General features: G+C 69.5%; 19 protein-coding genes. 15 read left to right on the top strand and 4 right to left on the bottom strand.

Features of this window, described 5'->3' with window-relative positions:
* Nucleotides 1-82: 82 nt before the first annotated feature.
* From guaA to tadA, 3 genes are read left to right on the top strand one after another with little or no spacing between them, the layout of a single operon-like run.
* Nucleotides 83-1,651, top strand: a complete 1,569-nt coding sequence (gene guaA / locus ABKA19_RS05655; RefSeq protein ID WP_353688084.1) for a glutamine-hydrolyzing GMP synthase — start codon at nucleotides 83-85, stop codon at nucleotides 1,649-1,651.
* Nucleotides 1,652-1,710: 59 nt separating this feature from the next.
* Complete coding sequence (locus tag ABKA19_RS05650; protein ID WP_353688083.1) at nucleotides 1,711-2,697, top strand: aldo/keto reductase; 987 nt, start codon at nucleotides 1,711-1,713, stop codon at nucleotides 2,695-2,697.
* Nucleotides 2,698-2,716: 19 nt separating this feature from the next.
* A complete protein-coding gene (tadA, locus tag ABKA19_RS05645) occupies nucleotides 2,717-3,205 on the top strand; it encodes a tRNA adenosine(34) deaminase TadA (RefSeq protein WP_502945719.1) in 489 nt (162 codons plus the stop codon).
* Between the two features lie 167 nt (nucleotides 3,206-3,372).
* Here the strand turns inward: tadA and ABKA19_RS05640 are convergent, their stop codons facing one another.
* A complete protein-coding gene (locus ABKA19_RS05640; RefSeq protein ID WP_353688081.1) occupies nucleotides 3,373-3,831 on the bottom strand; it encodes a DUF2721 domain-containing protein in 459 nt (152 codons plus the stop codon).
* Between the two features lie 82 nt (nucleotides 3,832-3,913).
* Here ABKA19_RS05640 and orn point away from each other — a divergent pair, with 82 nt between their 5' ends.
* The gene (gene orn / locus ABKA19_RS05635; RefSeq protein ID WP_353688080.1) at nucleotides 3,914-4,474 is read left to right on the top strand and encodes an oligoribonuclease; all 561 of its coding nucleotides are present in this window, start codon (nucleotides 3,914-3,916) and stop codon (nucleotides 4,472-4,474) included.
* A gap of 127 nt (nucleotides 4,475-4,601) precedes the next feature.
* Here orn and ppsA read toward each other — a convergent pair whose 3' ends face one another.
* On the bottom strand, nucleotides 4,602-6,974 hold the full coding sequence (gene ppsA / locus ABKA19_RS05630; protein ID WP_353688079.1) for a phosphoenolpyruvate synthase: 2,373 nt from the start codon (nucleotides 6,972-6,974) through the stop codon (nucleotides 4,602-4,604).
* 144 nt (nucleotides 6,975-7,118) lie between these two features.
* On the opposite strand from ppsA, the gene ppsR reads away from it, so the two are divergent.
* From ppsR to ABKA19_RS05595, 7 genes are all read left to right on the top strand, one after another.
* A complete protein-coding gene (gene ppsR, locus ABKA19_RS05625; protein ID WP_353688078.1) occupies nucleotides 7,119-7,940 on the top strand; it encodes a posphoenolpyruvate synthetase regulatory kinase/phosphorylase PpsR in 822 nt (273 codons plus the stop codon).
* A 92-nt stretch (nucleotides 7,941-8,032) separates the two neighbouring features.
* Nucleotides 8,033-8,545 carry a DUF1249 domain-containing protein gene (locus ABKA19_RS05620; RefSeq protein WP_353688077.1) on the top strand — a complete coding sequence of 171 codons (513 nt, stop codon included), beginning with the start codon at nucleotides 8,033-8,035 and terminating at the stop codon, nucleotides 8,543-8,545.
* Nucleotides 8,546-8,558: 13 nt separating this feature from the next.
* The gene (locus ABKA19_RS05615) at nucleotides 8,559-9,563 is read left to right on the top strand and encodes an LLM class flavin-dependent oxidoreductase (protein ID WP_353688076.1); all 1,005 of its coding nucleotides are present in this window, start codon (nucleotides 8,559-8,561) and stop codon (nucleotides 9,561-9,563) included.
* A 204-nt stretch (nucleotides 9,564-9,767) separates the two neighbouring features.
* Nucleotides 9,768-9,977: a cold-shock protein gene (locus ABKA19_RS05610; RefSeq protein ID WP_052629443.1), complete on the top strand. Its 210-nt coding sequence runs from the start codon at nucleotides 9,768-9,770 to the stop codon at nucleotides 9,975-9,977.
* 124 nt (nucleotides 9,978-10,101) lie between these two features.
* Nucleotides 10,102-10,788 (top strand): glutathione S-transferase family protein, encoded by a 687-nt coding sequence (locus ABKA19_RS05605; protein WP_162375523.1) that lies wholly within the window; start codon nucleotides 10,102-10,104, stop codon nucleotides 10,786-10,788.
* A gap of 130 nt (nucleotides 10,789-10,918) precedes the next feature.
* Entirely contained in the window at nucleotides 10,919-12,487 is a 1,569-nt protein-coding gene (locus ABKA19_RS05600) for a protein adenylyltransferase SelO (RefSeq protein ID WP_353688075.1), read from the top strand.
* Nucleotides 12,488-12,593: 106 nt separating this feature from the next.
* Nucleotides 12,594-13,130: an adenine phosphoribosyltransferase gene (locus tag ABKA19_RS05595; protein WP_353688074.1), complete on the top strand. Its 537-nt coding sequence runs from the start codon at nucleotides 12,594-12,596 to the stop codon at nucleotides 13,128-13,130.
* Nucleotides 13,131-13,161: 31 nt separating this feature from the next.
* On the opposite strand, the gene ABKA19_RS05590 is transcribed toward ABKA19_RS05595, so the two are convergent.
* Nucleotides 13,162-14,220 (bottom strand): AraC family transcriptional regulator, encoded by a 1,059-nt coding sequence (locus ABKA19_RS05590; RefSeq protein WP_353688073.1) that lies wholly within the window; start codon nucleotides 14,218-14,220, stop codon nucleotides 13,162-13,164.
* A 119-nt stretch (nucleotides 14,221-14,339) separates the two neighbouring features.
* On the opposite strand from ABKA19_RS05590, the gene ABKA19_RS05585 reads away from it, so the two are divergent.
* The 3 genes from ABKA19_RS05585 to ABKA19_RS05575 all read left to right on the top strand — a co-directional run bounded on the left by ABKA19_RS05585 (nucleotide 14,340) and on the right by ABKA19_RS05575 (nucleotide 19,343).
* Nucleotides 14,340-15,614: a parallel beta-helix domain-containing protein gene (locus ABKA19_RS05585; protein WP_353688072.1), complete on the top strand. Its 1,275-nt coding sequence runs from the start codon at nucleotides 14,340-14,342 to the stop codon at nucleotides 15,612-15,614.
* Between the two features lie 25 nt (nucleotides 15,615-15,639).
* Nucleotides 15,640-16,827: an SO2930 family diheme c-type cytochrome gene (locus tag ABKA19_RS05580; protein ID WP_353688071.1), complete on the top strand. Its 1,188-nt coding sequence runs from the start codon at nucleotides 15,640-15,642 to the stop codon at nucleotides 16,825-16,827.
* Between the two features lie 86 nt (nucleotides 16,828-16,913).
* On the top strand, nucleotides 16,914-19,343 hold the full coding sequence (locus ABKA19_RS05575) for a TonB-dependent receptor (protein ID WP_353688070.1): 2,430 nt from the start codon (nucleotides 16,914-16,916) through the stop codon (nucleotides 19,341-19,343).
* Between the two features lie 147 nt (nucleotides 19,344-19,490).
* Here ABKA19_RS05575 and dbpA read toward each other — a convergent pair whose 3' ends face one another.
* Nucleotides 19,491-20,867 carry an ATP-dependent RNA helicase DbpA gene (dbpA, locus tag ABKA19_RS05570; RefSeq protein WP_353688069.1) on the bottom strand — a complete coding sequence of 459 codons (1,377 nt, stop codon included), beginning with the start codon at nucleotides 20,865-20,867 and terminating at the stop codon, nucleotides 19,491-19,493.
* An 80-nt stretch (nucleotides 20,868-20,947) separates the two neighbouring features.
* Here dbpA and ABKA19_RS05565 point away from each other — a divergent pair, with 80 nt between their 5' ends.
* Nucleotides 20,948-22,843, top strand: a complete 1,896-nt coding sequence (locus tag ABKA19_RS05565; protein ID WP_353688068.1) for an ATP-binding cassette domain-containing protein — start codon at nucleotides 20,948-20,950, stop codon at nucleotides 22,841-22,843.
* Nucleotides 22,844-22,845: the final 2 nt, after the last annotated feature.

The raw sequence follows: 22,845 nt of genomic DNA, 5'->3' as shown, positions 1-22,845 counted from the left end.
CCGGGCAGGGCAGCCACCCCCGACCGGTCCGCCACGGATGGCGGCGACAACCCACATCAACCAAGAGCCGCGCCGCCCGCCGATGACCGACATCCACAGCGACAAGATCCTCATCCTCGACTTCGGCGCGCAGTACACCCAGCTGATCGCCCGTCGCATCCGCGAGCTCGGCGTCTACTGCGAAATCTGGGCCTGGGACCATGACCCGGCCGAGATCGCCGCATTCGCGCCCAGGGGCATCATCCTGTCGGGTGGCCCGGAGTCGACCACCGTCGACGGCTCGCCGCGCGCGCCGCAGCAGGTGTTCGACAGCGGCCTGCCGATCCTGGGCATCTGCTATGGCATGCAGACCATGGCCAAGCAGCTCGGCGGCGACACCGAGGCCGCCGACCAGCGCGAATTCGGCCACGCCGAGGTCTCGCTGGTGGCCGCCGACCGCCTGTTCGAGGGGCTCAAGGACCATCCCGGCTCGCCGCCGCGCCTGGATGTGTGGATGAGCCATGGCGACCACGTCTCGGTCGCACCGCCGGGCTTCACCGTCACCGCGAAGACCGACCGGATCCCGGTCGCGGCCTTCGCCGACGACGCGCGCCGCTGGTACGGCGTGCAGTTCCATCCCGAAGTGACCCATACCAAGCAGGGCCAGGCGCTGCTGCGCCGCTTCGTGGTCGATATCTGCGGCTGCCAGACCCTGTGGACGGCGGCCCACATCATCGAGGACCAGGTCGCCCGCGTGCGCGAGCAGGTGGGTACCGACGAGGTGGTCCTGGGCCTGTCCGGCGGCGTGGATTCTTCGGTGGTGGCCGCGCTGCTGCACAAGGCCATCGGCGACCAGCTGACCTGCGTGTTCGTCGACACCGGCCTGCTGCGCTGGAAGGAAGGCGACCAGGTGATGGCGATGTTCGCCGAGCATATGGGCGTGAAAGTCGTGCGCGTCGACGCGCACGAGCGTTACTTCAAGGCGCTGGAAGGCATCGCCGACCCGGAGGCCAAGCGCAAGATCATCGGCAACCTGTTCGTGGAGATCTTCGAGGAAGAATCGGGCAAGCTGAAGAACGCCCGCTGGCTGGCCCAGGGCACCATCTACCCCGACGTGATCGAGTCGGCTGGCAGCAAGACCGGCAAGGCCCACGTCATCAAGAGCCACCACAACGTCGGCGGCCTTCCCGAACACATGAAGCTGGGCCTGGTCGAGCCGCTGCGCGAACTGTTCAAGGACGAGGTGCGCCGCCTGGGCGTGGAGCTCGGCCTGCCGCGCGAGATGGTCTACCGCCATCCGTTCCCGGGCCCCGGCCTGGGCGTGCGCATCCTGGGCGAGGTCAAGCCCGAGTACGCCGAGCTGCTGGCCCGGGCCGATGCGATCTTCATCGAGGAGCTGCGCGCCTGGGACCTGTACGACAAGACCAGCCAGGCCTTCGCCGTGTTCCTGCCGGTCAAGTCGGTGGGCGTGGTCGGCGACGCGCGCGCCTACGAGTGGGTGATCGCGCTGCGGGCGGTGGAAACCATCGATTTCATGACCGCGCACTGGGCGCATCTGCCGTACGAGTTCCTCGGCCGGGTGTCCAACCGCATCATCAACGAGCTGCGCGGGGTGTCGCGCGTGGTCTACGACATCAGCGGCAAGCCGCCGGCCACGATCGAGTGGGAGTGACCGCGGCGGCGAGCCCGGTCCGGGACCACGGCCGGTAGAAGAAGCGACAGGAGCCTGACATGCGCAACAGACCTTTCGGCCGCACCGGCCGCAGCGTGGCCCCGATCGGCTTCGGCGCCTGGGCGATCGGCGCGGCGTGGGGCAGGGTCGACGATTCCGAATCGGTGGCCGCGCTGCATGCCGCGCTCGACGCCGGCCTGGACTTCATCGACACCGCGGACGTTTACGGCGACGGACACTCCGAGCAGCTGATCGCGCGCGTGCTCAAGGAGCGGGGCGGCGCGCGCCCGTTCGTGGCGACCAAGGCCGGTCGCCGGCTGCCGGAACAGACCGTGGCCGGCTACAGCGCGCAGAATCTCGAAGCCTGGATCGACCGCAGCCTGCGCAACCTGGACGTCGATGTGCTGGACCTGGTCCAGCTGCATTGCCCGCCGACCGACGCCTACTACCACCCCGAGGTGTTCGAGCGGATGGAGCGCCTGGTCGAGCGCGGCAAGCTGCGCCACTACGGCGTCAGCGTCGAGCGCGTCGAGGAAGGCCTGAAGGCCATCGAGTACCCCGGCGTGGCCAGCGTCCAGATCATCTACAACATGTTCCGCCTGCGTCCGGCCGAGCTGTTCTTCCGCCAGGCGCAGCGCCGCAACGTGGCGGTGATCGCCCGCGTGCCGCTGGCCAGCGGCATGCTCAGCGGCAAGTTCGGCCGTGATACCCGTTTCGAGGACAGCGACCATCGCCAGTTCAACCGGCACGGCGAAGCGTTCGACGTCGGTGAAACGTTCTCCGGCGTGCCCTACGAGGTCGGCCTGGCCGCGGTGGAGAAGCTGCGTCCACTGGTGCCGGAAGGCGCGACGATGGCCCAGCTGGCCCTGCGCTGGATCCTGATGGACGAGGCAGTGACCGTGGTCATTCCCGGCGCGCGCACGGCCGCCCAGGCGTTGGGGAATATCGCCGCGGCCACGCTTCCCGCGCTGCCGCAGGCGACCCTGGACGCCGTGGCGCAGGTCTACGACCAGGACATACGCCCCCACGTGCACCAGCGCTGGTGAGAGGGCGCGGATGGGGGGCATGAGCCAGGACGACCAGGCCACGCTCGACGAGCGCTGGATGCGCCACGCCTTCGCCCTGGCCGAGCGCGCCCAGGGCGAGTACAACGAGATCCCGGTCGGCGCGGTGCTGGTCGGTGCCGATGGACGGCTGCTCGGGGAAGGCTGGAACCGCAATATCCTCGACCACGATCCCAGCGCGCACGCAGAGATCGTGGCCATGCGCGAGGCAGGGCGGGCGCTGGGCAACCACCGCCTGGTCGGCAGCACCCTGTACGTGACCCTGGAACCCTGCGCGATGTGCGCGATGGCCCTGGTCCATGCGCGCGTGGCCCGCGTGGTGTACGGCGCGGCCGATCCCAAGACCGGAGCCTGCGGCAGCGTGTTCGACCTGCTGGCCGATGCGCGGCACAACCATCGCGTGCAGGTGTCGGGTGGCGTGCTCGGAGAGGAGGCCGGACGCCGGCTGAGCAACTATTTCCGGGCCAAGCGCGGCCGGCCATTGCTCTGAGTCGCGCCGTCGTCGCAAGCGCGCCGGCGTCATCGGGACCGGATCTGCCATCGCCGGGCGTGGCTGGTAGAGCGGGGCTTGCCCCGCTGCCCGTTGCGAGGCGGTCCTGGCACGTGGGCAGCGGGGCAAGCCCCGCTCTACGCGCGCATGCGCAACAACGTGCGGCCTCAGTCGGGCTTGCGCTTGCCGGGGCGGTGGTCCATCTCTTCGTTGATCGCGGTCACCGCCAGGGTCGATTCGCGCGCCAGGAGCAGGCTGGCGGCGAACATCGACAGCACGCCGGCCGAGGCGAGCAGGATCGGCAGCGATCCCAGCCGGTGCCCGGTGAAGGTGTCGACCGAGACCGCCAGGCTGGTGCCGACGAAGCAACTGATCGCCACGTACAGCAGCTGCCCCGCACGCAGGATGTTCAGGCTGCGTCGGCGCTGCAGGGCAATGCGCCGTTCGTACAGCGCGCGCTCGCCGGCGTCGTCGACGTCGGCCAGCTCGCGCAGCAGGGTGCGGGCCCGGTCGATGATGCGCGCCAGGCGGTTGTTGGCCGACAGCAGCAGCGAGGCGGTAGCGGTGAGGAAGAAAGCCGGCGCCAGCATCGCGGCCAGCACGGCATGGGTGTTGGAGGAGTCCATGGGCGGGCGGTTCCGGGGGGCTGCGTTATCATGCCAGTCCGCGCGCGGCTGGCAAGCGCGCAGTACCGCGAAGCGAGGACGCATGGCCATTGCAGCAGCACAGGATCGCCTGATCTGGATCGACCTGGAGATGACCGGGCTGGATACCGGCAACGATTCGATCCTGGAGATCGCCACGGTCGTCACCGACTCGCAACTGCGCGTGCTGGCCGAAGGCCCGGAGCTGGCGATCGCCCATCCGCTGGGGGCGCTGGAGGCGATGGACGAGTGGAACCGCAACCAGCACCGCAAGTCCGGCCTGTGGCAGCGCGTGCTCGACAGCGAGGTGAGCCTGGCCCAGGCCGAGGCGCGTACCGTCGCCTTCCTCAACGAGTGGGTACCGGCCAAGGCCTCGCCGATGTGCGGCAACTCGATCTGCCAGGACCGCCGCTTCCTCCACCGGCTGATGCCGCGGCTGGAACAGTATTTCCACTACCGCAACCTGGACGTGAGCACGCTCAAGGAACTGGCCCGGCGCTGGGCCCCCGACGTGCTGGCCGGCGTGCGCAAGCAGGCCGCACATACCGCGCTGAGCGACGTCCACGACTCGATCGAGGAGCTGCGCCACTACCGCCGGCACCTGGCGAAGCTGGCGACGGACTGACCGCGCCCTGCGGCGATCCGGGCCAGGCACCGGAAGACCAGGAAGGGATTGGGCGGTAGGAAAGCTCCCCAAAAGAAGAAGGCCCACCGATCGGTGGGCCTTCCTGCATCCGGCGGTGCGGATCGCGTCAGCCGGCCTTGGCCCTGGCCAGGCGCAGCCAGGTGTCGACCACCGTGTCCGGGTTGAGCGACATCGATTCGATCCCTTCGGCCATCAGCCATTCGGCCAGGTCGGGGTGGTCGGACGGGCCCTGGCCGCAGATGCCCACGTACTTGCCTTTGGCGCGCGCGGCCTTGATCGCCATCGACAGCAGCTTCTTCACCGCCGGGTTCCGCTCGTCGAACAGGTGAGCCACGATCGCCGAGTCGCGGTCCAGGCCCAGGGTCAGCTGGGTGAGGTCGTTGGAGCCGATCGAGAAGCCGTCGAATATCTCCAGGAACTCGTCGGCCAGCAGGGCGTTGGACGGGACTTCGCACATCATGATGATCTTCAGGCCGCGCTCACCCTGGCGCAGGCCGTTGGCGGCGAGCACCTCGATGACCTTGCGGCCTTCCTCCAGGGTGCGCACGAACGGGATCATCACCCACAGGTTGTCCAGGCCCATGTCGTTGCGGACCTTGAGCACGGCCTTGCATTCCAGCGCGAAGGCGTCGGCGAACGACGGATCGACGTAGCGGCTGGCGCCGCGGAAGCCGATCATCGGGTTCTCTTCCTCCGGCTCGTAGCGGTGGCCGCCGATCAGGTTGGCGTACTCGTTGGACTTGAAGTCCGACAGGCGCACGATCACCGGATGCGGCGCGACCGAGGCCGTCAGCGTGGCGATGCCTTCGGCCAGGCGATCGACGTAGAAGCCGACCGGGTCGGAGTAGCCGGCGATCCTGGCGTCGATCTTCTTCTTCGTCTCGGCATCCTGCTTGCCGTACTCGAGCAGCGCCTTGGGGTGCACGCCGATGTGGCTGGCGATGATCATCTCCAGCCGCGCCAGGCCGATGCCGGCGTTGGGCAGCTGGCCGAAGTCGAACGCGCGCTCCGGGTTGGCCACGTTCATCATGATCTTCAGCGGCGCCGGCGGCATGTTGCCCAGGTCGGTGGTGGTGCGCTCGAAGGGCAGGGCGCCGGCGTAGATGAAGCCGGTGTCGCCTTCGGCGCAGCTGACCGTAACCTCCTGGCCGTCGGCGATCTTCTCCAGCGCATTGCCGGTGCCGACCACGGCGGGCACGCCGAGCTCGCGCGCGATGATCGCCGCGTGGCAGGTGCGCCCGCCGCGGTTGGTGACGATCGCGCTGGCGCGCTTCATCACCGGTTCCCAGTCCGGGTCGGTCATGTCGGCGACCAGCACGTCGCCGGGCTGCACGCGGTTCATGTCGTCAAGCGATCGGACCACGCGGGCCACGCCGCTGCCGATCTTCTGGCCGATGGCGCGGCCCTCGGCAACCACTTCGCCGCGCTGCGAGAGCGTGTAGCGCTCGATCTGGGTGGCCTTGGCGCGCGACTTCACCGTCTCCGGGCGCGCCTGCACGATGAACAGCTTGCCGCTGACCCCGTCCTTGGCCCATTCCACGTCCATCGGCCGGCCGTAATGCTGCTCGATGACCAGCGCCTGCTTCGAAAGCTCCTGCACGTCCTCGTCGGACAGCGAGAACTTCGAACGCAGCTCCGCCGGGGTCTCCTCGGTGCGCACGCGCTCGCCGGGGGCGTCCGAATAGACCATGCGGATCGCCTTGCTGCCGAGCGCGCGCCGCAGGATCGCCGGCTTGCCCTGCCGCAGGGTGGGCTTGTAGACGTAGAACTCGTCGGGATTGACCGCGCCCTGCACGACCATTTCGCCCAGGCCGTAGCTGGCGGTGACGAACACCACGTCGCGGAAGCCGGACTCGGTGTCGAGGGTGAACAGCACGCCGGAGGCGCCGACGTCCGAACGCACCATCAGCTGCACGCCGGCCGAGAGGAACACGTCCTCGTGCTTGAAGCCGTGGTGCACGCGATAGGCGATGGCGCGGTCGTTGTACAGCGAGGCGAACACTTCCTTGACCTTGTGCACGACGTCGTCGGCGCCGGTCACGTTGAGGAAAGTCTCCTGCTGGCCGGCGAACGACGCGTCGGGCAGGTCCTCGGCCGTGGCCGAGGAGCGCACCGCGACCGCGACGTCGCTGCCGCCGTTGTCGGCCGACAGCTTCGCGTAGGCGCTGCGGATGTCGCGGTCCAGCTCCGGTTGCAGCGGGGCGTCGATCACCCAGCCGCGGATTTCCTTGCCCGCGGCGGTCAGCGCCGGCACGTCTTCCACGTCCAGCGTCGCCAGCCGGTCGTAGATGCGCTGGTGCAGGTCGTTGTGGGCGATGAAGGCCTTGAACGCCTCCGAGGTGGTGGCAAAGCCGCCGGGGACCGACACGCCCAGGTTGGCCAGGTGGCCGATCATTTCGCCTAGGGAGGAATTCTTGCCGCCGACGCGGGCCAGGTCGGCCAGGCGCAGCTCGTGCAACCACAGGATGTTCTGGTTCAAGTGCGAGGCTCCATGGAGCCACCGCCCGGCCGGGCAGTGGCCGCCGTCCCGAGATATGTGGAACCGTTATGATGCGCCCCAGCATCGGGGCATATCAATCTTGTAAATGCGGCCGTTTTGGTGTGAGACGGAGAAAACGATTCCATGACCAGCATCCGCCCGGTGTTCTACGTGTCCGATGGCACCGGTATCACCGCCGAGACCATCGGCCACAGCCTGCTCACCCAGTTCAGCGGCATGCAGTTCCTGACCGACCGCCTGTCCTTCGTCGACGATCCTGACAAGGCGCGCGAGGCGCGCGACCGCATCCATGCCGCCGGCGTCAAGCACGGCGTGCGGCCCATCGTGGTCAACTCCTGCGTCGACGTGCAGCTGAGCATGATCCTGGCCGAGAGCGGTGCGTTGATGCTGGACGTGTTCGCGCCCTTCATCGAGCCGCTGGAGCGCGAGCTCGAGCAGCCGCGGCAGGCGCGCGTGGGCCAGGCGCACGGCATGGTCGACTTCGAGACCTACCATCGCCGCATCAACGCGATGAACTATTCGCTGACCCACGACGACGGCATGGCCTTCGACTACGAGGAAGCGGACGTGATCCTGGTCGGCGTGTCCCGCGCAGGCAAGACGCCGACCTGCGTCTACCTGGCGCTGCACTACGGGGTGAAGGCGGCGAACTATCCCCTGACCGACGGCGACCTGGAAAGCGACCGCCTGCCGCCGCGGCTGAAGCAGTGGCGGCGCAAGCTGTTCGGCCTGACCATCGATCCGGAACGGCTGCAGCAGATCCGCCAGGAGCGGCGGCCGGATTCGCGCTACGCGAAGCTGGAAACCTGCCGGCGCGAGGTGCAGGCCGCCGAGGCGATGTTCAGCCTCGAGCGCATACCCACGCTGAGCACGACCCATACCTCGATCGAGGAGATCTCGAGCAAGGTCCTGTCGACACTGGGGTTGCAGCGGGAGATGTACTGAAGGGTCGCGCGCGCTGGCCTCCCCAAGGTAGGCCCGGCACGGGCCGCGGTCAATGCTGCCGCGTTCGCATCGCAGCGTGTAGCATCGGTCGCATGCAGCAGGTCACCCCCATTGGCGCGCGCATCCCACGATTGAGCCGGTTCGGCTGGCTGATGGGCCTGTACGCGGAAAACCACGCGCGCCTGCAACGGCTGTTCGCGCCGGCGCGGCTGGGCGAGGGCAGCTACCTGTCGCGGGTCGGCGATGGCCTGGACGTGCGCCTGGATGTACTGGAGCGCCACCCGTACACCCTGGAACTGCGCCTGACCTACGACCTGCGCGACCCGCTCACCGGCGAGCCCGATCCGTCGGCCTACCTGCGCCTGTACGCCGACGCGCGGCAGGTGGAGACCACGCATTGCTATGTCGGGCGCCGCTGGCAGGACGTGATCGGCCTGTACCCGCCGCCGGCCGAGCTGGTCGGCCACCGGTTGCGCATGAACACCTTCCTCGGCAAGTGGCTCGAATACCTGGCCGAGCGCGGCCACGGCGTGGCCACGCTGGCACCGGCGCCGCCGCGCGGTGACCTGCCGGCGCTGCAGGTGCGCGAGGCGGCCCCGCAGTAGCGCCGGCCGAATCGTGGCGTCCTCCATTCCCCTGTCGGTCCTGGACCTGGCGCCGGTGTGCGAGGGCAGCGACGTGGCCGCCGCGCTGCGCGACAGCCTGGCCCTGGCCCGGCACGTGGAGGCGCTGGGTTACCGGCGCTTCTGGCTGGCCGAGCACCACAACATGCCGGGCATCGCCAGCGCCGCCACCGCGGTGCTGATCGCCCACGTCGCCGCCGGCACGCGCACGATCCGGGTCGGCGCCGGCGGGATCATGCTGCCCAACCACTCGCCGCTGCAGGTCGCCGAGCAGTTCGGCACCCTGGCCGCACTGCATCCGGGGCGGATCGACCTGGGGGTGGGGCGGGCGCCCGGCACCGACCAAGCCACCGCGCGGGCGTTGCGCCGCTATTTCGAGGGCGCCGACGCTTTCCCGCAGGACGTGCGGGAGCTGCTCGGCTACTTCGAGCCGGTCGAGCCGGGGCAGGCGGTGCGCGCGGTGCCCGGGGCGGGCCTCGACGTACCGGTGTGGATCCTGGGCTCGAGCCTGTTCGGCGCGCAGTTGGCCGCCGCGATGGGCCTGCCGTTCGCCTTCGCCTCGCACTTCGCGCCCGACGCCATGGACCAGGCGCTCATGCTCTACCACCGCGACTTCCGTCCATCCGCACGCCAGCGCCAGCCCTACGCCATGCTGGCCGTGAACGTGGTTGCCGCCGCGACCGACGCCGAGGCCCGCCGGCTGTTCACCACCGCCCAGCAGGCCTTCGTCAACCTGCGCCGCGGCCGCGCCGGGCTGATTCCGGCGCCGATCGACGACATCGAGGCCTACTGGACGCCCGAGGAGAAGGCAGGGGTGGAGCGCGCGCTGGCGTGCAGCGTGGTCGGCGGGCCGGAGACGGTGGCCAAGGGGCTGGCGGCCTTCGCCGCGCGCCACCGGCCGGATGAGCTGATGGTAGTGGCCAACATCCATGACCCGCAGGCGCGCCAGGAGTCCTACCGCATCGCGGGGCAGGCCTGGGGCCTGCAGGCGCCCGCCTGAATAGGGACCTCCGCCGGACTCGCTATTCAGGAAAAATCAGGGTATCGTGCGCGCACTGTGTTTGCTTTGGTCACCGTGGTTCGTGGCCTGATGGACCGATCTGACGATCGCTACATCGTTCCGCTTTGCCTAACACCTGCAACCCAGTACCGACCCGGGGGTTCCGTGGCCGGTTTTCCATATCCAAGTTGAGGAGTTAGCAAAATGTCCGATCGTCAGACCGGTACCGTGAAGTGGTTCAACGACGCCAAGGGCTTCGGCTTCATCACCCCGGAGAGCGGCGCCGACCTGTTCGTGCACTTCCGCTCGATCCAGGGCAATGGCTTCAAGTCGCTGCAGGAAGGCCAGAAGGTCTCCTTCATCGTCGTGCAGGGCCAGAAGGGCCTGCAGGCCGACCAGGTGCAGGCGCTGTAATAGCGCCGACCCGCCGCAAGGCAGGTCACCACGAAACGCCGGGGGCGCGAGCCTCCGGCGTTTTTCGTCATGGCGCCGGCGAAATGCGAGGATGACGGTCCCGCCCCACGGACCGCCCATCGCAATGATCACCGTCCACCACCTGGAGAGCTCGCGCTCGCAGCGCGTACTTTGGCTGCTCGAGGAGCTGGCGCTGCCGTACCAGCTGGTCCGCTACGCGCGCGACCCCAAGACCCTGCTGGCGCCGCCGTCGCTGCGCGCGATCCATCCGCTGGGCAAGTCGCCGGTGCTGGTCGACGACGGACATACGCTGGCCGAGTCCGGCGCGATCCTCGAGTACCTAGTGGAGCGCTACGACACCGGCCACGCGCTTTCGCCGACGCCGCTGCCGGTGGATTCGCCCGAGCGGCTGCAGTACCGCTACTGGATGCACTACGCCGAGGGCTCGGCGATGCCGCCGCTGCTGCTGACCCTGGTCCTGGCCCGCATCCGCGACGCGCGCATGCCGTTCTTCGCGCGTCCCGTCGCCCGCAGCATCATCGGCAAGGCCATGGCCGGCTTCGTCGGCCCGCAGGTGAAACTCCACCTGGACTGGATGGAATCCTCGCTGGCGCGGTCGGGCGGCTGGTTCGGCGGCGAGCGCTTCACCGCGGCCGACATCCAGATGAGCTTTCCGGTGGAGGCGGCGGCGGCGCGCCACGGGCTGGCGGCGCATCCGCAACTGGCCGGCTTCCTGCAACGGATCCATGCCCGGCCGGCCTACCAGCGGGCCCTGGCGCAGGGCGGGCGGTTCGCGCTGGCGGGCGGTTGACGCAATGTAGGAGCCGATTCATCGGCGACACGGGCATCGCGGACATGAGGAAGTCGCCCGTGCCGACGGGGTCGGGTCGCCGATGAATCGGCTCCTACAAGAAAGCGGAATCCGTCCCCATCTCGATTGCATGCACATCGAATTTGACAATGCGTTCCTGCGCGAGCTGCCGGGCGACCCGGAGGCCGGCCCGCGTGTGCGCCAGGTGGAAGGGGCCGCCTGGTCGGCGGTCGCGCCGACCCCAGTGGCGGCGCCCCGGCTGCTGGCCGGTTCGGTCGAGGCGGCCGCGCTGGTGGGGCTGGATGCGGCGGCGTTCGATGCGCCGGAGTTCGCCCGGGTGTTCGCCGGCAATGCCTTGCTGCCGGGCATGCAGCCGTGGGCGGCCAACTACGGCGGACACCAGTTCGGCACCTGGGCCGGCCAGCTGGGCGACGGTCGTGCGATCTCGCTCGGCGAGGCGCTGGGCCCGGGCGGCGGGCGCTGGGAACTGCAACTCAAGGGCGCCGGGAAGACGCCGTACTCGCGCTTCGCCGACGGGCGCGCCGTGCTGCGTTCCTCGATCCGCGAGTTTCTCTGCAGCGAGGCGATGCACCACCTCGGCGTACCGACCACGCGTGCGCTGTCGCTGGTGGGTACCGGCGAGCCGGTGGTGCGCGATATGTTCTACGACGGCCATCCGCAGGCCGAGCCGGGCGCGGTGGTGTGCCGGATGGCGCCGACCTTCCTGCGCTTCGGCAGCTGGCAGTTGCCGGCCTCGCGCGGCGATACTGCGTTGCTGCGCGGGCTCGCCGACTACACCCTGCGCCACCATTTCCCGGAGCTGGCCGGGCAGGGCGCCGCCGGCGACGCGGAGTGGTTCGCCCAGGTGTGCGAGCGCACCGCCTGGATGGTCGCCGGATGGATACGGGTCGGCTTCGTCCACGGGGTGATGAACACCGACAACATGTCGATCCTCGGCCTGACGATCGACTACGGACCGTACGGCTGGGTCGAGGACTACGATCCCGACTGGACGCCGAACACGACCGACGCACAGGGTCGTCGCTACCGCTTCGGCACCCAGCCGCAGGTGGCCTACTGGAACCTCACCCGGCTGGCGCAGGCGCTGGCGCCCTTGTTCGCCGATGTCGCGCCGCTGGAGGCGGGGCTGGCGCGTTTCGGCCAGGCCTGGGATCGGGCGCAGCGCGACATGGTCGCGCGCAAGCTCGGCCTGGCGCAGTGCACGGACCAGGACCTGCGCCTGTTCGCCGAGCTGCAGGCTTTGCTGCACGAGGGCCAGCTGGACATGACCCTGTTCTTCCGCCGGCTGGCCGATGCCGACACCGCCGCGGACGCCACGGCCGTGGATCCGTCGCGCTTCGGCGAGGCCTTCTACGAGCCCGCCGCGCGCGCGGCGGTGGAAACGCCGCTGCGCGACTGGCTGGCCAGGCGGCTGGCGCGGCTGGCGGACGATCCGCTGGATGCCGTTGCGCGCCGCGAGCGCATGCGCCTGGCCAACCCCTGTTACGTGCCGCGCAACTGGCTGGTGCAGGAGGCGATCGACCGCGCCACCCAGGGTGATCCGGACGGCGTGAGCGAGCTGCTCGAGGTGATGCGCCGCCCGTACGAGGAGCAGCCCGGTCGCGAGTCCCATGCCCGCCGGCGTCCGGAGTGGGCGCGCGACCGCGCCGGCTGCTCGATGCTCTCGTGCAGTTCCTGAGCGCGCGGTGGCAGGGCCGGCCGCGGACCGCTCCGGAGGCTTCGCTTCCGCCGGCTCGGCGGTCGCTGCGCTAGCATTGGCGCCCACGCAGACACGGACCGGACCGATGGACGATCCCACCCTGGCGTCCGACTGGGCATCGCGGATAGTCGACGTGCCCGACTTCCCGACCCCGGGCGTGCTGTTCAGGGACATCATGCCGCTGCTGGCCGATGCGCATGCCTTCGCCGCCATGCTGGCCGCGCTGGCTGCACCGTGGCGCGAGGCCGGCATCGAGGCGGTCGCCGGCGCCGAGTCGCGCGGCTTCATCCTCGGCGCGGCGCTGGCACGCGAACTGGGCGCCGGCTTCGTTCCGTTGCGCAAGCCCGGCAAGCTGCCCGGCCGCCTGCTCGAGGAAGCCTACGCTCTGGAATACGGGAGCGACCGCCTGCAGCTGCAGGCCGGGTGCCTGCCGGCCGGAACGCGCGTGCTGCTGGTCGATGACGTGCTGGCAACCGGCGGCACCCTGGCCGCCGCTGCCCGGTTGCTGCAACGGCAGGGTGCGCAGCTGGTCGGCGCGGCGGTGCTGATCGAGCTGGCTGCATTGCGCGGTCGCGAGTGCTGGCCCGGCGCCATCCCGCTGCACGCGTTGCTGTTGCGCTGAGCCGGACGACCCGTACAGCGGCGCGCGAGGCTCAGTGCCGTGGCCGTGCCGCGCGCGGCGCCATGCCGGTCCAGCGCTTGAAGGCGCGGCGGAACTCGCGGGGATCGTGGAAACCGATGGCGGCGCCGACCGCGGCGATGTTCGCGGCCGATCCGGCGAGCAGCGCCTCGGCGGCATCGCGCCGGACGCGGTCGTGGATGGCCTGGTAGCTGGTCCCGGCCTCGCGCAGGTAGCGCCGCAGGGTGCGCTCGTTGAGGTGCAGCTCGGCGGCGATATCGAGCAGGCGGGGCGCCTCGGCCAGCTGCAGGCGCACCAGCTTCTCGACGGCGACCACCAGCTCGCTGGAAGCGCTCAGCCGCGGCATCTGCTGGTGGCACAGCTCCAGCACCTGCTGGGCGGTGGCCGGATTGGCCGCGGGCATCGGCATGCCGAGCCAGCGCCCGTCGACGACCACCCGGTTCGCGGGCGCGTCGAAGCGCACCTCGCACCCGAACAGGCGCCGGTACTCGTCCGCGTAGGCAGGCGCCGGATAGGCGAGCTCCACCCGGTCCGGGGCGAACTGCGGTCCCAGCAGTCCGCGGCAGAGCATGAGGCAGCTGGCGAACAGCTCCTCGCACAGGAACGCTTCTATCTCCGGCTCGTGCGTGCCCATGCGTGCGACCACCGCCATCGCGGCCACGTTCCCGTCGGCCGCGGGCGCGTCCGGTTGCAGCTGCAGCTCCATCATCGCGCCGGTGATCGGTGCGAACTGCACGCCGATCCTCAGCGCCTCGCCGAAGTTGGCGGCGGTCATCATGGCCAAGCCGAGCAGGCCGAAGTGCCCCAGGTCCTGGATCGTGCCCACGGCCAGGCCATGGCCTTCGCCCGGAAGCGTGCGCAGGGCCCGCGCGACGATCTCGCAGGCCTGGCGGTAGGACAGGTACACCGGCGGCACGGCGAGGAACTGCTCGCGCCGCAGCCGCGTGCCCTGGAACCAGTCATCGCACGGCACGCCCAGCCGGTCCGCCCGCGCGACCAGGCCGGCCACGATTCCGCACTTGATGTTGATGCCGGCCAGGGACGGGGCGGGGGCCGGGACTTTGGGCGTCATCGATCACATCCTGTCCGCTTTGCCCCCCTGATTATGCCGACTTTGCCCTCCCGTACGCGCCCGGATGCAGCGGACACTGGGTGCAGGCCACATGACCGTGGCATCGACCGGGAGGGAGCATGGGGAAGCAGGGCGGGGTCTGCGGCGCGGTGGGCGAGAGGGCATGGAAACAGGGCGCCGCGGGGCTGCTGGTGGCTGCGCTGGCCAGCGCGCTGGCCGGCTGCGGCGACCGCGGTCCCGGGCATGTCCCGACCGCGGCGGTGGCCGAGGGCGATGCGGCCTTCGCCGACGTGCTGCGCCAGAAGCTGCTCGACGCCAGGCCGGGCGATGTCATCGAGGTGCCGGCCGGCCGCTACAGCTTCGACCGCAGCCTCAGCCTGCGGGTGGACAACGTCACCCTGCGCGGGGCCGGGCAGGACAAGTCGGTGCTCAGCTTCAAGGGGCAGAAGGCCGGCGCCGAGGGACTGCTGGTCAACGCCAACTACTTCACGATCGAGAACATCGCCATCGAGGATGCCAAGGGCGACGGCCTGAAGATCAACGAGGCCGAGTTCGTCACCATCCGCGGCGTCCGGGTGGAGTGGACCGGCGGCCCGAAGACCTCCAACGGCGGCTACGGCGTGTATCCGGTGCGCACCCGCAACGTGCTGATCGAGGACACCGTCGCCATCGGTGCCTCGGATGCGGGCATCTACGTCGGCCAGTCGCAGGACGTGATCGTGCGCAACAGCCGCGCGGAGTACAACGTGGCCGGCATCGAGATCGAGAACACGATCAACGCCGACGTCTACGGCAACGTGGCCACCAACAATACCGGCGGCATCCTGGTATTCAACATGCCCGCGCTCAAGCAGCCCGGCGGCAACATCCGCGTGTTCAAGAACCAGGTGTTCGCCAACAACACCGGCAATTTCGGCGCGAAGGGCACGCCGGTGGCCAGCGTGCCGGCCGGCACCGGCGTGGTGGTCAATTCCAATGACGACGTCGAGATCTTCGACAACGACATCAAGGACAACAAGACCGCCAACATCATCGTGTCCAGCGTCTATTCCACCGGCTACAGCGAGGACAGCCGCTCGGAGACCTTCGATCCGTATCCGGAGCGGATCTCGGTGCATGGCAACCGCCTGTCCGGCGGCGGCGACGCGCCGGACGGCTTCGACCTGAAGGCGTTGAAGGTCGCGCTGTTCGGCCTCAACGGCCGCCTGCCCGACGTGCTGTGGGACGGCTACGCCAACGCCAAGCTGCCCGAAGGCCCGCAGATCTGCCTGCAAGACGTGTCCGGCGTGGTGAACGCCGATGGTCCGAACGGCTTCAAGAACCCCAACACCGACGCGGCACCGTTCGCCTGCCAGCTGGCACCGCTTCCGCAGGTGGACCTGAAACGTGGTTGATCGTTCGTCCCGCAGGAGCAGTCCGTTGTCCTTGAAGAATGTACTGGCGCTGGCTGGCGCTGCCGTGCTGGCGGCGGCGCTGCTGGCCGGCTGCCGGCCAGCAGCCGTCGAGCCGGTCGTGTTCCATGCCGACGGCCAGCCCGAATCGCTGTCCCAGTGGCACCTTTTCGAGCTGTCCTCGGCGCGGCTGTCGCCCAATGCGCGGGTGATGCCGTACGACCTCAACAGCCCGCTGTTCACCGACTACGCGCACAAGCTGCGCACGGTCTGGATGCCCGAAGGCACGGTCGCGCACTACGACGGCAGCGAGGCCTTCGACTTCCCGGTCGGCACCATCATCAGCAAGACCTTCTACTACCCGCGCCTGGACGGCGAGCCGCGCGACAGCCAGGCGGTGCTGCGCAGCCAGGGACACGAGGGCGAGCTTGCGGGCGGGAGGCTGGACCTTGACAAGGTGCGCCTGGTCGAAACCCGCCTGCTGGTCCGGCGCGAAGCCGGCTGGGTCGCCTTGCCCTATGTCTGGAACGCCGAGCAGACCGACGCGCGGCTGATGCGTGCCGGCGACCTGGTGCCGCTGACCCTGGTGGACGCGGGCGATGCGCGCGAGGAGGCCGCCTACCAGGTGCCCGACCAGAACCAGTGCGCCGGCTGCCACGTCAGCAACCTGCAGACGAAGCAGTTCCATCCGATCGGACTCAAGGCGCGTCACCTGAATCGCGAGTTCGCCTATCTCGATGACCACGGTACCGAACTCACCGCCAACCAGCTCACACACTGGCAGAAGCTGGGCATGCTCGACGGGCTTCCGGACATGGCCGCCGTGCCGCGCGTGGCCAACTGGCAGGACGCGTCGGAAACCGTCGATGCGCGCGCACGCGCCTACCTGGACATCAACTGCGCGCACTGCCACAGCGCCGTCGGCCCGGGAAATACCTCCGGCCTCTGGCTGGCGAGCGACATCAACGAGCCGTTGCGCCTGGGCCGGTGCAAGCTGCCCATAGCCGCCGGCCATGGCACGGGCAACCGGCGCTTCGACATCGTTCCGGGCAAGCCGGACGAGTCGATCCTGACCTACCGCATGGTCAGCAACGATCCGGGGGTGATGATGCCCGAACTGGGCCGCAGCGTGACCCATGCCGAAGGCGTGGCACTGATCCGCGACTGGATCGCTTCGCAGCACGGCGAGTGCGGACAGGGCAGTGAATCCGGATGATCCACCGCAGCTGGCCGCGGAGGGGGCGGCCATCGCGGATCCACGAAAAGAAACCAACCAGCGACATAGCGAGTAGGGGAGAACTCATGATGGTTCGCAAGCATCTTCTGGGCCTGCGCGTCCGCCAGGCCTTGTTCGGCGGTATCGCGGCCGGCGCCGCATCGATGGCGTTGGCTGCACCGCAGGAAACGCAGCCCGCGCCGGACGCGGTCATGCTCGACCGGATCACCGTCACCGCGCAGAGCCGCGAGCAGGAACTGCAGGACGTGCCGATCGCCCTGCAGGTGGTCAATGCGCAGATGCTGGACGACGTCGTCGCCCGCGACCTGTCCGGGATCGACATGTTCGTACCGGGCCTGGTGGTCAATGGCCAGCAGCCGACCCAGCCCAGCTTCCAGCTGCGCGGCATCAGCACTGACGACTTCGGCATCGGCACCGATCCGGCCGTGGGCGTCTATGTCGACGGCGTGTATGCCGGGCGTGGCGGCGGCGTGCTGCTTCCGTTCACCGACGTGGAGCGCATCGAGGTACTCAAGGGCCCGCAGGGCACCCTGTTCGGCCGCAACACCGCCGCCGGCGCGATCTCGATCATCACCCACCGGCCCGGATCCGAGGCCGAGGGCAGGGCACGCGTGCGCTTTGCCGAATACGGCCAGCAGTACGTCGATGCGATGGCCAATATTCCGGTCGGCGAGGTGTCCGCGTTCCGCCTCAATGGCGTCTTCAACCAGGCCGACGGCTGGATCCAGGATGCCAACACCGGCGAAGACTTGGCGCCGCAGGACAACTGGGCGACCCGCGCCGGCTTCAGTACCCGCTTCGGCGACAACACCACTGCCTGGATCACCTGGGACCACGAGAAGCTGGACCAGCTGGGCCAGGCCACGATCGGCGTGGTGCCGCTGCCGGCGGCGCCGGGCACGCCATCGCTGCCGCTGGACGAAACCGCCTACCTGGATCCGCGCCGCACGCCGGCGGCGGTCGATGTGGACGGCAATGAAGAATCGCGGCGCTTCGATGGCCTGACCCTGATCGTCGACCATGCATTCGAGTGGGGCAACCTGACCTCGACCACGGCCTGGCACGACTACGACTCGGTCAACCGGGTCGAGGAAGACGGCACCGCCCGCATCGACCTGTACGTGGATTCGGTCAATACCGAGAGCAACACCAACGTCTACCAGGAGTTCAAGTTCTCCGGCAGCAGCGATCGCCTGGACTGGGTGGCCGGCGCGAGCTACTTCCACGAAAAGGCCGACCAGACCAGCCAGGTCAACGCCTACACCGACTCGGTCGACACCATCGTGCGCAACATGGGTGTGGCACCGACCCCGGACGGCACGCTGTACGGCTTCACCACCCAGGTCATGCAGATGTACGGCATCCCGCTGTCGCTGATGGGCGAGCCGTGGAACGAACAGTTCGTCAACACGCTCGATACCACCGCCTACGCGCTGTACGGCGACGTAATCTGGAAGGTCAACGACCGCTTCAACCTGACCTTCGGCCTGCGCTACACGCGCGACGAGAAGGACTTCAGCTGGTTCAACGACCATCGCTACGCGCCGGGACTGGATGCGACGCTGGACCAGATGGAGGCGCTGGGCATCTTCGACATGCTCGGCATCCCGAAGGAGGCGTACATCTTCGATATCGCCTTCATCGACCCGCCGGCGATGATGAACAAGGGCCAGACCACCCGCGACAAGAAGTCCTGGAGCGACCTCAGCCCGCGCCTGGTGGCCGACTACCATTTCACCGAGGACCTGATGGCCTTCGCCTCGGTCGCAAAGGGCTACAAGGCCGGTGGCTTCAATGCGCTGCAGATCGGCAGCGAGTTCGACAACGAGGACGTGTGGAACTTCGAGACGGGCATCAAGCACGTGCTGCCCGAGCACCGCCTGCAGTACGACCTGTCCACCTACTACTACGCCTACGACAACCGACAGGCGATCCGCCTGGATACCACCACGGCGATCCCGCGCTACGTGGTGGATACCTCGGACCTGGAAGCCTGGGGCGTGGACTTCAATGCGATGTGGCAGGCCACCGCGGCGCTGGCGCTGGATTTCAACGCGGCCTACATCGATTCCACCTACAAGGACTACGTCACGCCCGAAGGCATCGACGTCAGCGGCCAGCCCACCGGCATCCCGAAGTGGTCGTTCGCCGCCGGCGCGGCCTACACCTGGGAGCTGGACGAGCACGGCAGCGTGCGCGCGGCGGTGCGCTACGGCTATCGCGGCAAGACCCGCTGCAGCGACGAGTCGCAGAGCCAGGGGACGTGCGGCGTGAGCACGGCGCTGCGCCTGGGCGAATCGCAGGAGCTGGCCAACCTGCGGGTAGGCTGGACCTCGGCCAGCGGACGCTACGGCGTGGCCGTGTACGGCGAGAACCTGCTCGACAACCAGTACGTGAGCGGGCTGGGCACCTACGGCAAGACCGTGCTGGGCACGGTCGGCGCGCGGCTGACGCCGCCGCGGGTGTGGGGCGTGGAGTTCAGCGCCGGGTTCTGACCGGCGCTGGCATTGGCGAGGTCGAGGTCGGTGTGCTGCACCGATCTCGATCTCGATCTCGATCTCGAACCCCATCGGCGCCGGCTCGGGCTCGGGCCGGTCTCCGGCCACCGCATCGGCCTGGCGAGATGCCAGGCCGGCAAGGGTTCAGAGCGGGCGTACGCGGAAGCGGCGACCCTTGATCTTGCCCGCTTCCAGCTGCTTCAGCGCCCGCGGCGCCTGTTCGCGGGCGATGGCCACGTAGGAACGGGTGGCGTGGATGGCGATCTTCCCGATCGCCTTGGCCGGCAGTCCCGCCTCGCCGGTGAGCGCGCCGAGGATGTCGCCGGCGCGCAGCTTGTCGGTCTTGCCGCCGTCGATGCGCAGCGTCGTCATCGGCGCCTGCACCGGTTGCGCCGGGCGACCGGTGGCCAGGGGAGAGGCCTCGCGCGGCGGCGGCGCGTCCTGCGCGGCGGTGACCATCTCCGCGCGCGCGTTCTCGCGCGGGGCCACCAGGCTCAGGGCCAGCCCCTTGCGGCCGGCGCGGCCGGTGCGTCCGATGCGGTGTCGATAGGCGTCGACGTCGGTGGGCAGCTCGTAGTTCACCACCGCGGCCAGGTCTTCCACGTCGATGCCACGCGCGGCCACGTCGCTGGCGACCAGGACATTGCAGCTGCGGTTGGCCAGCTGCAGCAGCACCTCGTCGCGGTCGCGCTGTTCCATGTCGCCGTGCAGGGCCAGCGCGGAGAAACCGAACTGGCGCAGCGAGCCGGCCACTTCGTCGACGTCCTTGCGGGTATTGCAGAACACCACCGCCGATTCGGGCCGGTAGCGCAGCAGCAGGCCGGCCACCGCCTTCTGCCGGTAGGCCGGTTCGACGTCGAAGAAGCGCTGCTCGATCGCCGGCGCGCTTTCGGCGCCTTCGTGCGCCACTTCCACCGGCTCGCGCAGCAGCTGCCGGGCAAGCTCGCGGATCGGGTCCGGGAAGGTCGCCGAGAACAGCAGGGTCTGGCGGTGCCTGTCGCAGCGGCCGGCGATCTCGCGAACGGGTTCTTCGAAGCCCATGTCGAGCATGCGGTCGGCCTCGTCCAGCACCAGCGTGCGCACGCCGCCCAGGTGGAGTACCCGTTTACGGGCAAGTTCCTGGATCCGCCCCGGCGTGCCGACCACCACCTGCGGGTCGTGCGCCTGCAGCGAGGCGACCTGCGGTTCCAGCGCCATGCCGCCGGTGAGGATGCTCAGCTTGAGGTTGGGGATGCCGGTGGCCAGCTTGCGCAGCTGCTTGCCGACCTGGTCGGCAAGTTCGCGGGTCGGGCACAGCACCAGCGCCTGCGCGCGCGACACGGAAGGGTCCAGCCGCTGCAGCAGGCCCAGGCCGAAGGCGGCCGTCTTGCCGCTGCCGGTGGGGGCCTGCGCGATGAGGTCGCGGCCGTCCAGGATCGGCGGCAGCGAGGCGGCCTGGATCGGGGTGGCGGTCATGTAGCCCAGCGCGTCGAGGCCGGGGCGCAGGGCAGGGGAAAGGGGCAGCGAGGCGAAGTCGGTCATGCGCCATTTTCGCAGGTCGCGCCGGCCAGCGGTGAAAGCTGCCGGTCCGGCCGATGGGTGCACGCCGGTACAATGCGCTCATGCCCCTGATCACCCTCCAGAACGTCGACTACAGCGTCGGCGGCCCCTTGCTGCTGGAACACGCCGACCTGTCGATCGAGCCCGGCGAGCGCATCGCCCTGATCGGCCGCAACGGCGCCGGCAAGTCGACCCTGCTCAAGCTGCTGGCCGGCGAGCTGCAACCCGACGACGGCCAGGTCCGCGTGCAGGCCGGCGTGCGCGTCGCGCGCCTGGAGCAGGAAGTGCCCGGCGGTACCGAAGGCAGCATCTTCGACGTGGTCGCCAGCGGACTGGGTGACCTGGGCGCGTGGCTGGCCGAGTTCCACCATCTCAGCCATGCGGTGGAGTTCGATGCCGCCGCCCTGTCGCGGGTGCAGGCGAAGATCGACGCGGCCGATGGCTGGGCGCTCGACCGGCGGGTGGGCGAGGTGCTCAGCCGCCTCGAACTGGACGGCGAAGCGGTGTTCGCGCGCCTGTCCGGCGGCATGAAGCGCCGGGTGCTGCTGGCGCGATCGCTGGTCTCGGCGCCGGACGTGCTGCTGCTGGACGAGCCGACCAACCACCTGGACATCGAGGCGATCGACTGGCTGGAATCGTTCCTGAAGGAGTGGAGCGGCAGCGTCGTGTTCGTCACCCACGACCGCCGCTTCCTGCGGGCGCTGGCCACCCGGATCGTCGAGATCGAACGTGGCCAGGTCAGCAGCTGGCCGGGCGACTGGGCCAACTACGAGCGCCGGCGCGAGGAGCGCCTGCACGCCGAAGCGCAGGAGAACGCGCGCTTCGACAAGCTGCTGGCACAGGAGGAGGTGTGGATCCGGCAGGGCATCAAGGCCCGCCGCACCCGCGACGAAGGCCGCGTGCGCCGGCTCAAGGCGATGCGCGCGGAACGTTCGCAGCGGCGCGAGCTGGCCGGCAACGTGCGCATGGAAGCGGCGCAGGGCGAGTCTTCCGGCAAGAAGGTGGTCGAGGCGCGCGGCGTCTCGTTCGCGTACGGCGACCGGCCGATGGTCCGCGATTTCTCCACCGTGATCCTGCGCGGCGACCGGATCGGCCTGATCGGGCCCAACGGCAGCGGCAAGACCACCCTGCTCAAGCTGCTGCTGGGCGAGCTGCAAGCGCAGGGCGGCGAGGTGCGGGCGGGCACCAACCTGCAGGTGGCGTACTTCGACCAGTACCGCGCGACCCTGCGCGAGGACTGGAGCGCGATGGAGAACGTGGCCGGTGGCCAGGACTTCGTCGAACTCGGCGGCAGCCGCAAGCACGTGCTCGCCTACCTGCAGGACTTCCTGTTCACCCCGGAGCGCGCCCGCGCGCCGATCACCCGCCTGTCCGGCGGCGAGCGCAACCGGCTGCTGCTGGCGCGCCTGTTCGCCCAGCCGTCCAACCTGCTGGTGATGGACGAACCGACCAACGACCTGGACGTGGAGACGCTTGAGCTGCTGGAAGAGCTGCTGGCCGACTACGCCGGCACGCTCCTCCTGGTCAGCCACGATCGCGACTTCCTCGACAACGTGGTGACCTCGACCCTGGTGATGGAAGGCGACGGCCGCGTCGGCGAGTACGTGGGCGGCTATACCGACTGGCTGCGCCAGCGTCCGGCGCCAGCGGAGGCCGCGGCGCCCAGGCCCGGAGGCAAGCCCGCCGTTCCCGGTGAGGTCGCCGCATCCGCCCTGCAGCCATCGGCCGGCCAGGCCACCCGGCGCAAGCTCAGCTACAAGGACGCGCGCGAGCTGGAGCAGTTGCCGGCCCGGATCGACGCGCTGGAGGCGGAGCTGGCCACGCTGGCCGCGGCGATGTCCAGCGCCGGCTTCTACCAGCAGGACCCGGGCGCCGTGGCCGCCCACGCCCAGCGCATGGCCGTGGCCCAGGCCGAGCTGGACGCGGCCTACGCGCGCTGGGCCGAGCTGGACGGCTGAGG

It is taken from the genome of Pseudoxanthomonas sp. Soil82 (genome assembly GCF_040446535.1).
GTDB classification, from domain to species: domain Bacteria; phylum Pseudomonadota; class Gammaproteobacteria; order Xanthomonadales; family Xanthomonadaceae; genus Pseudoxanthomonas; species Pseudoxanthomonas kaohsiungensis.
The sequence above is the reverse complement of the archived record's forward strand: the minus strand, read 5'-3'. Positions and strand labels throughout refer to the sequence as shown.

Excerpts from the sequence above, each read along its gene's own strand:
- ABKA19_RS05565 (WP_353688068.1), top strand. The coding sequence starts at position 20,948 with ATGCCCCTGATCACCCTCCAGAACGTCGACTACAGCGTCGGCGGCCCC.
- ABKA19_RS05640 (WP_353688081.1), bottom strand. The coding sequence starts at position 3,831 with ATGGACTCCTCCAACACCCATGCCGTGCTGGCCGCGATGCTGGCGCCG.
- ABKA19_RS05605 (WP_162375523.1), top strand. The coding sequence starts at position 10,102 with ATGATCACCGTCCACCACCTGGAGAGCTCGCGCTCGCAGCGCGTACTT.
- ABKA19_RS05610 (WP_052629443.1), top strand. The coding sequence starts at position 9,768 with ATGTCCGATCGTCAGACCGGTACCGTGAAGTGGTTCAACGACGCCAAG.
- ABKA19_RS05575 (WP_353688070.1), top strand. The coding sequence starts at position 16,914 with ATGATGGTTCGCAAGCATCTTCTGGGCCTGCGCGTCCGCCAGGCCTTG.
- orn (WP_353688080.1), top strand. The coding sequence starts at position 3,914 with ATGGCCATTGCAGCAGCACAGGATCGCCTGATCTGGATCGACCTGGAG.
- ABKA19_RS05650 (WP_353688083.1), top strand. The coding sequence starts at position 1,711 with ATGCGCAACAGACCTTTCGGCCGCACCGGCCGCAGCGTGGCCCCGATC.
- ABKA19_RS05600 (WP_353688075.1), top strand. The coding sequence starts at position 10,919 with ATGCACATCGAATTTGACAATGCGTTCCTGCGCGAGCTGCCGGGCGAC.
- ABKA19_RS05620 (WP_353688077.1), top strand. The coding sequence starts at position 8,033 with ATGCAGCAGGTCACCCCCATTGGCGCGCGCATCCCACGATTGAGCCGG.
- ABKA19_RS05585 (WP_353688072.1), top strand. The coding sequence starts at position 14,340 with ATGGGGAAGCAGGGCGGGGTCTGCGGCGCGGTGGGCGAGAGGGCATGG.
- ABKA19_RS05590 (WP_353688073.1), bottom strand. The coding sequence starts at position 14,220 with ATGACGCCCAAAGTCCCGGCCCCCGCCCCGTCCCTGGCCGGCATCAAC.
- ABKA19_RS05595 (WP_353688074.1), top strand. The coding sequence starts at position 12,594 with ATGGACGATCCCACCCTGGCGTCCGACTGGGCATCGCGGATAGTCGAC.
- ppsR (WP_353688078.1), top strand. The coding sequence starts at position 7,119 with ATGACCAGCATCCGCCCGGTGTTCTACGTGTCCGATGGCACCGGTATC.
- dbpA (WP_353688069.1), bottom strand. The coding sequence starts at position 20,867 with ATGACCGACTTCGCCTCGCTGCCCCTTTCCCCTGCCCTGCGCCCCGGC.
- guaA (WP_353688084.1), top strand. The coding sequence starts at position 83 with ATGACCGACATCCACAGCGACAAGATCCTCATCCTCGACTTCGGCGCG.
- tadA (WP_502945719.1), top strand. The coding sequence starts at position 2,717 with ATGAGCCAGGACGACCAGGCCACGCTCGACGAGCGCTGGATGCGCCAC.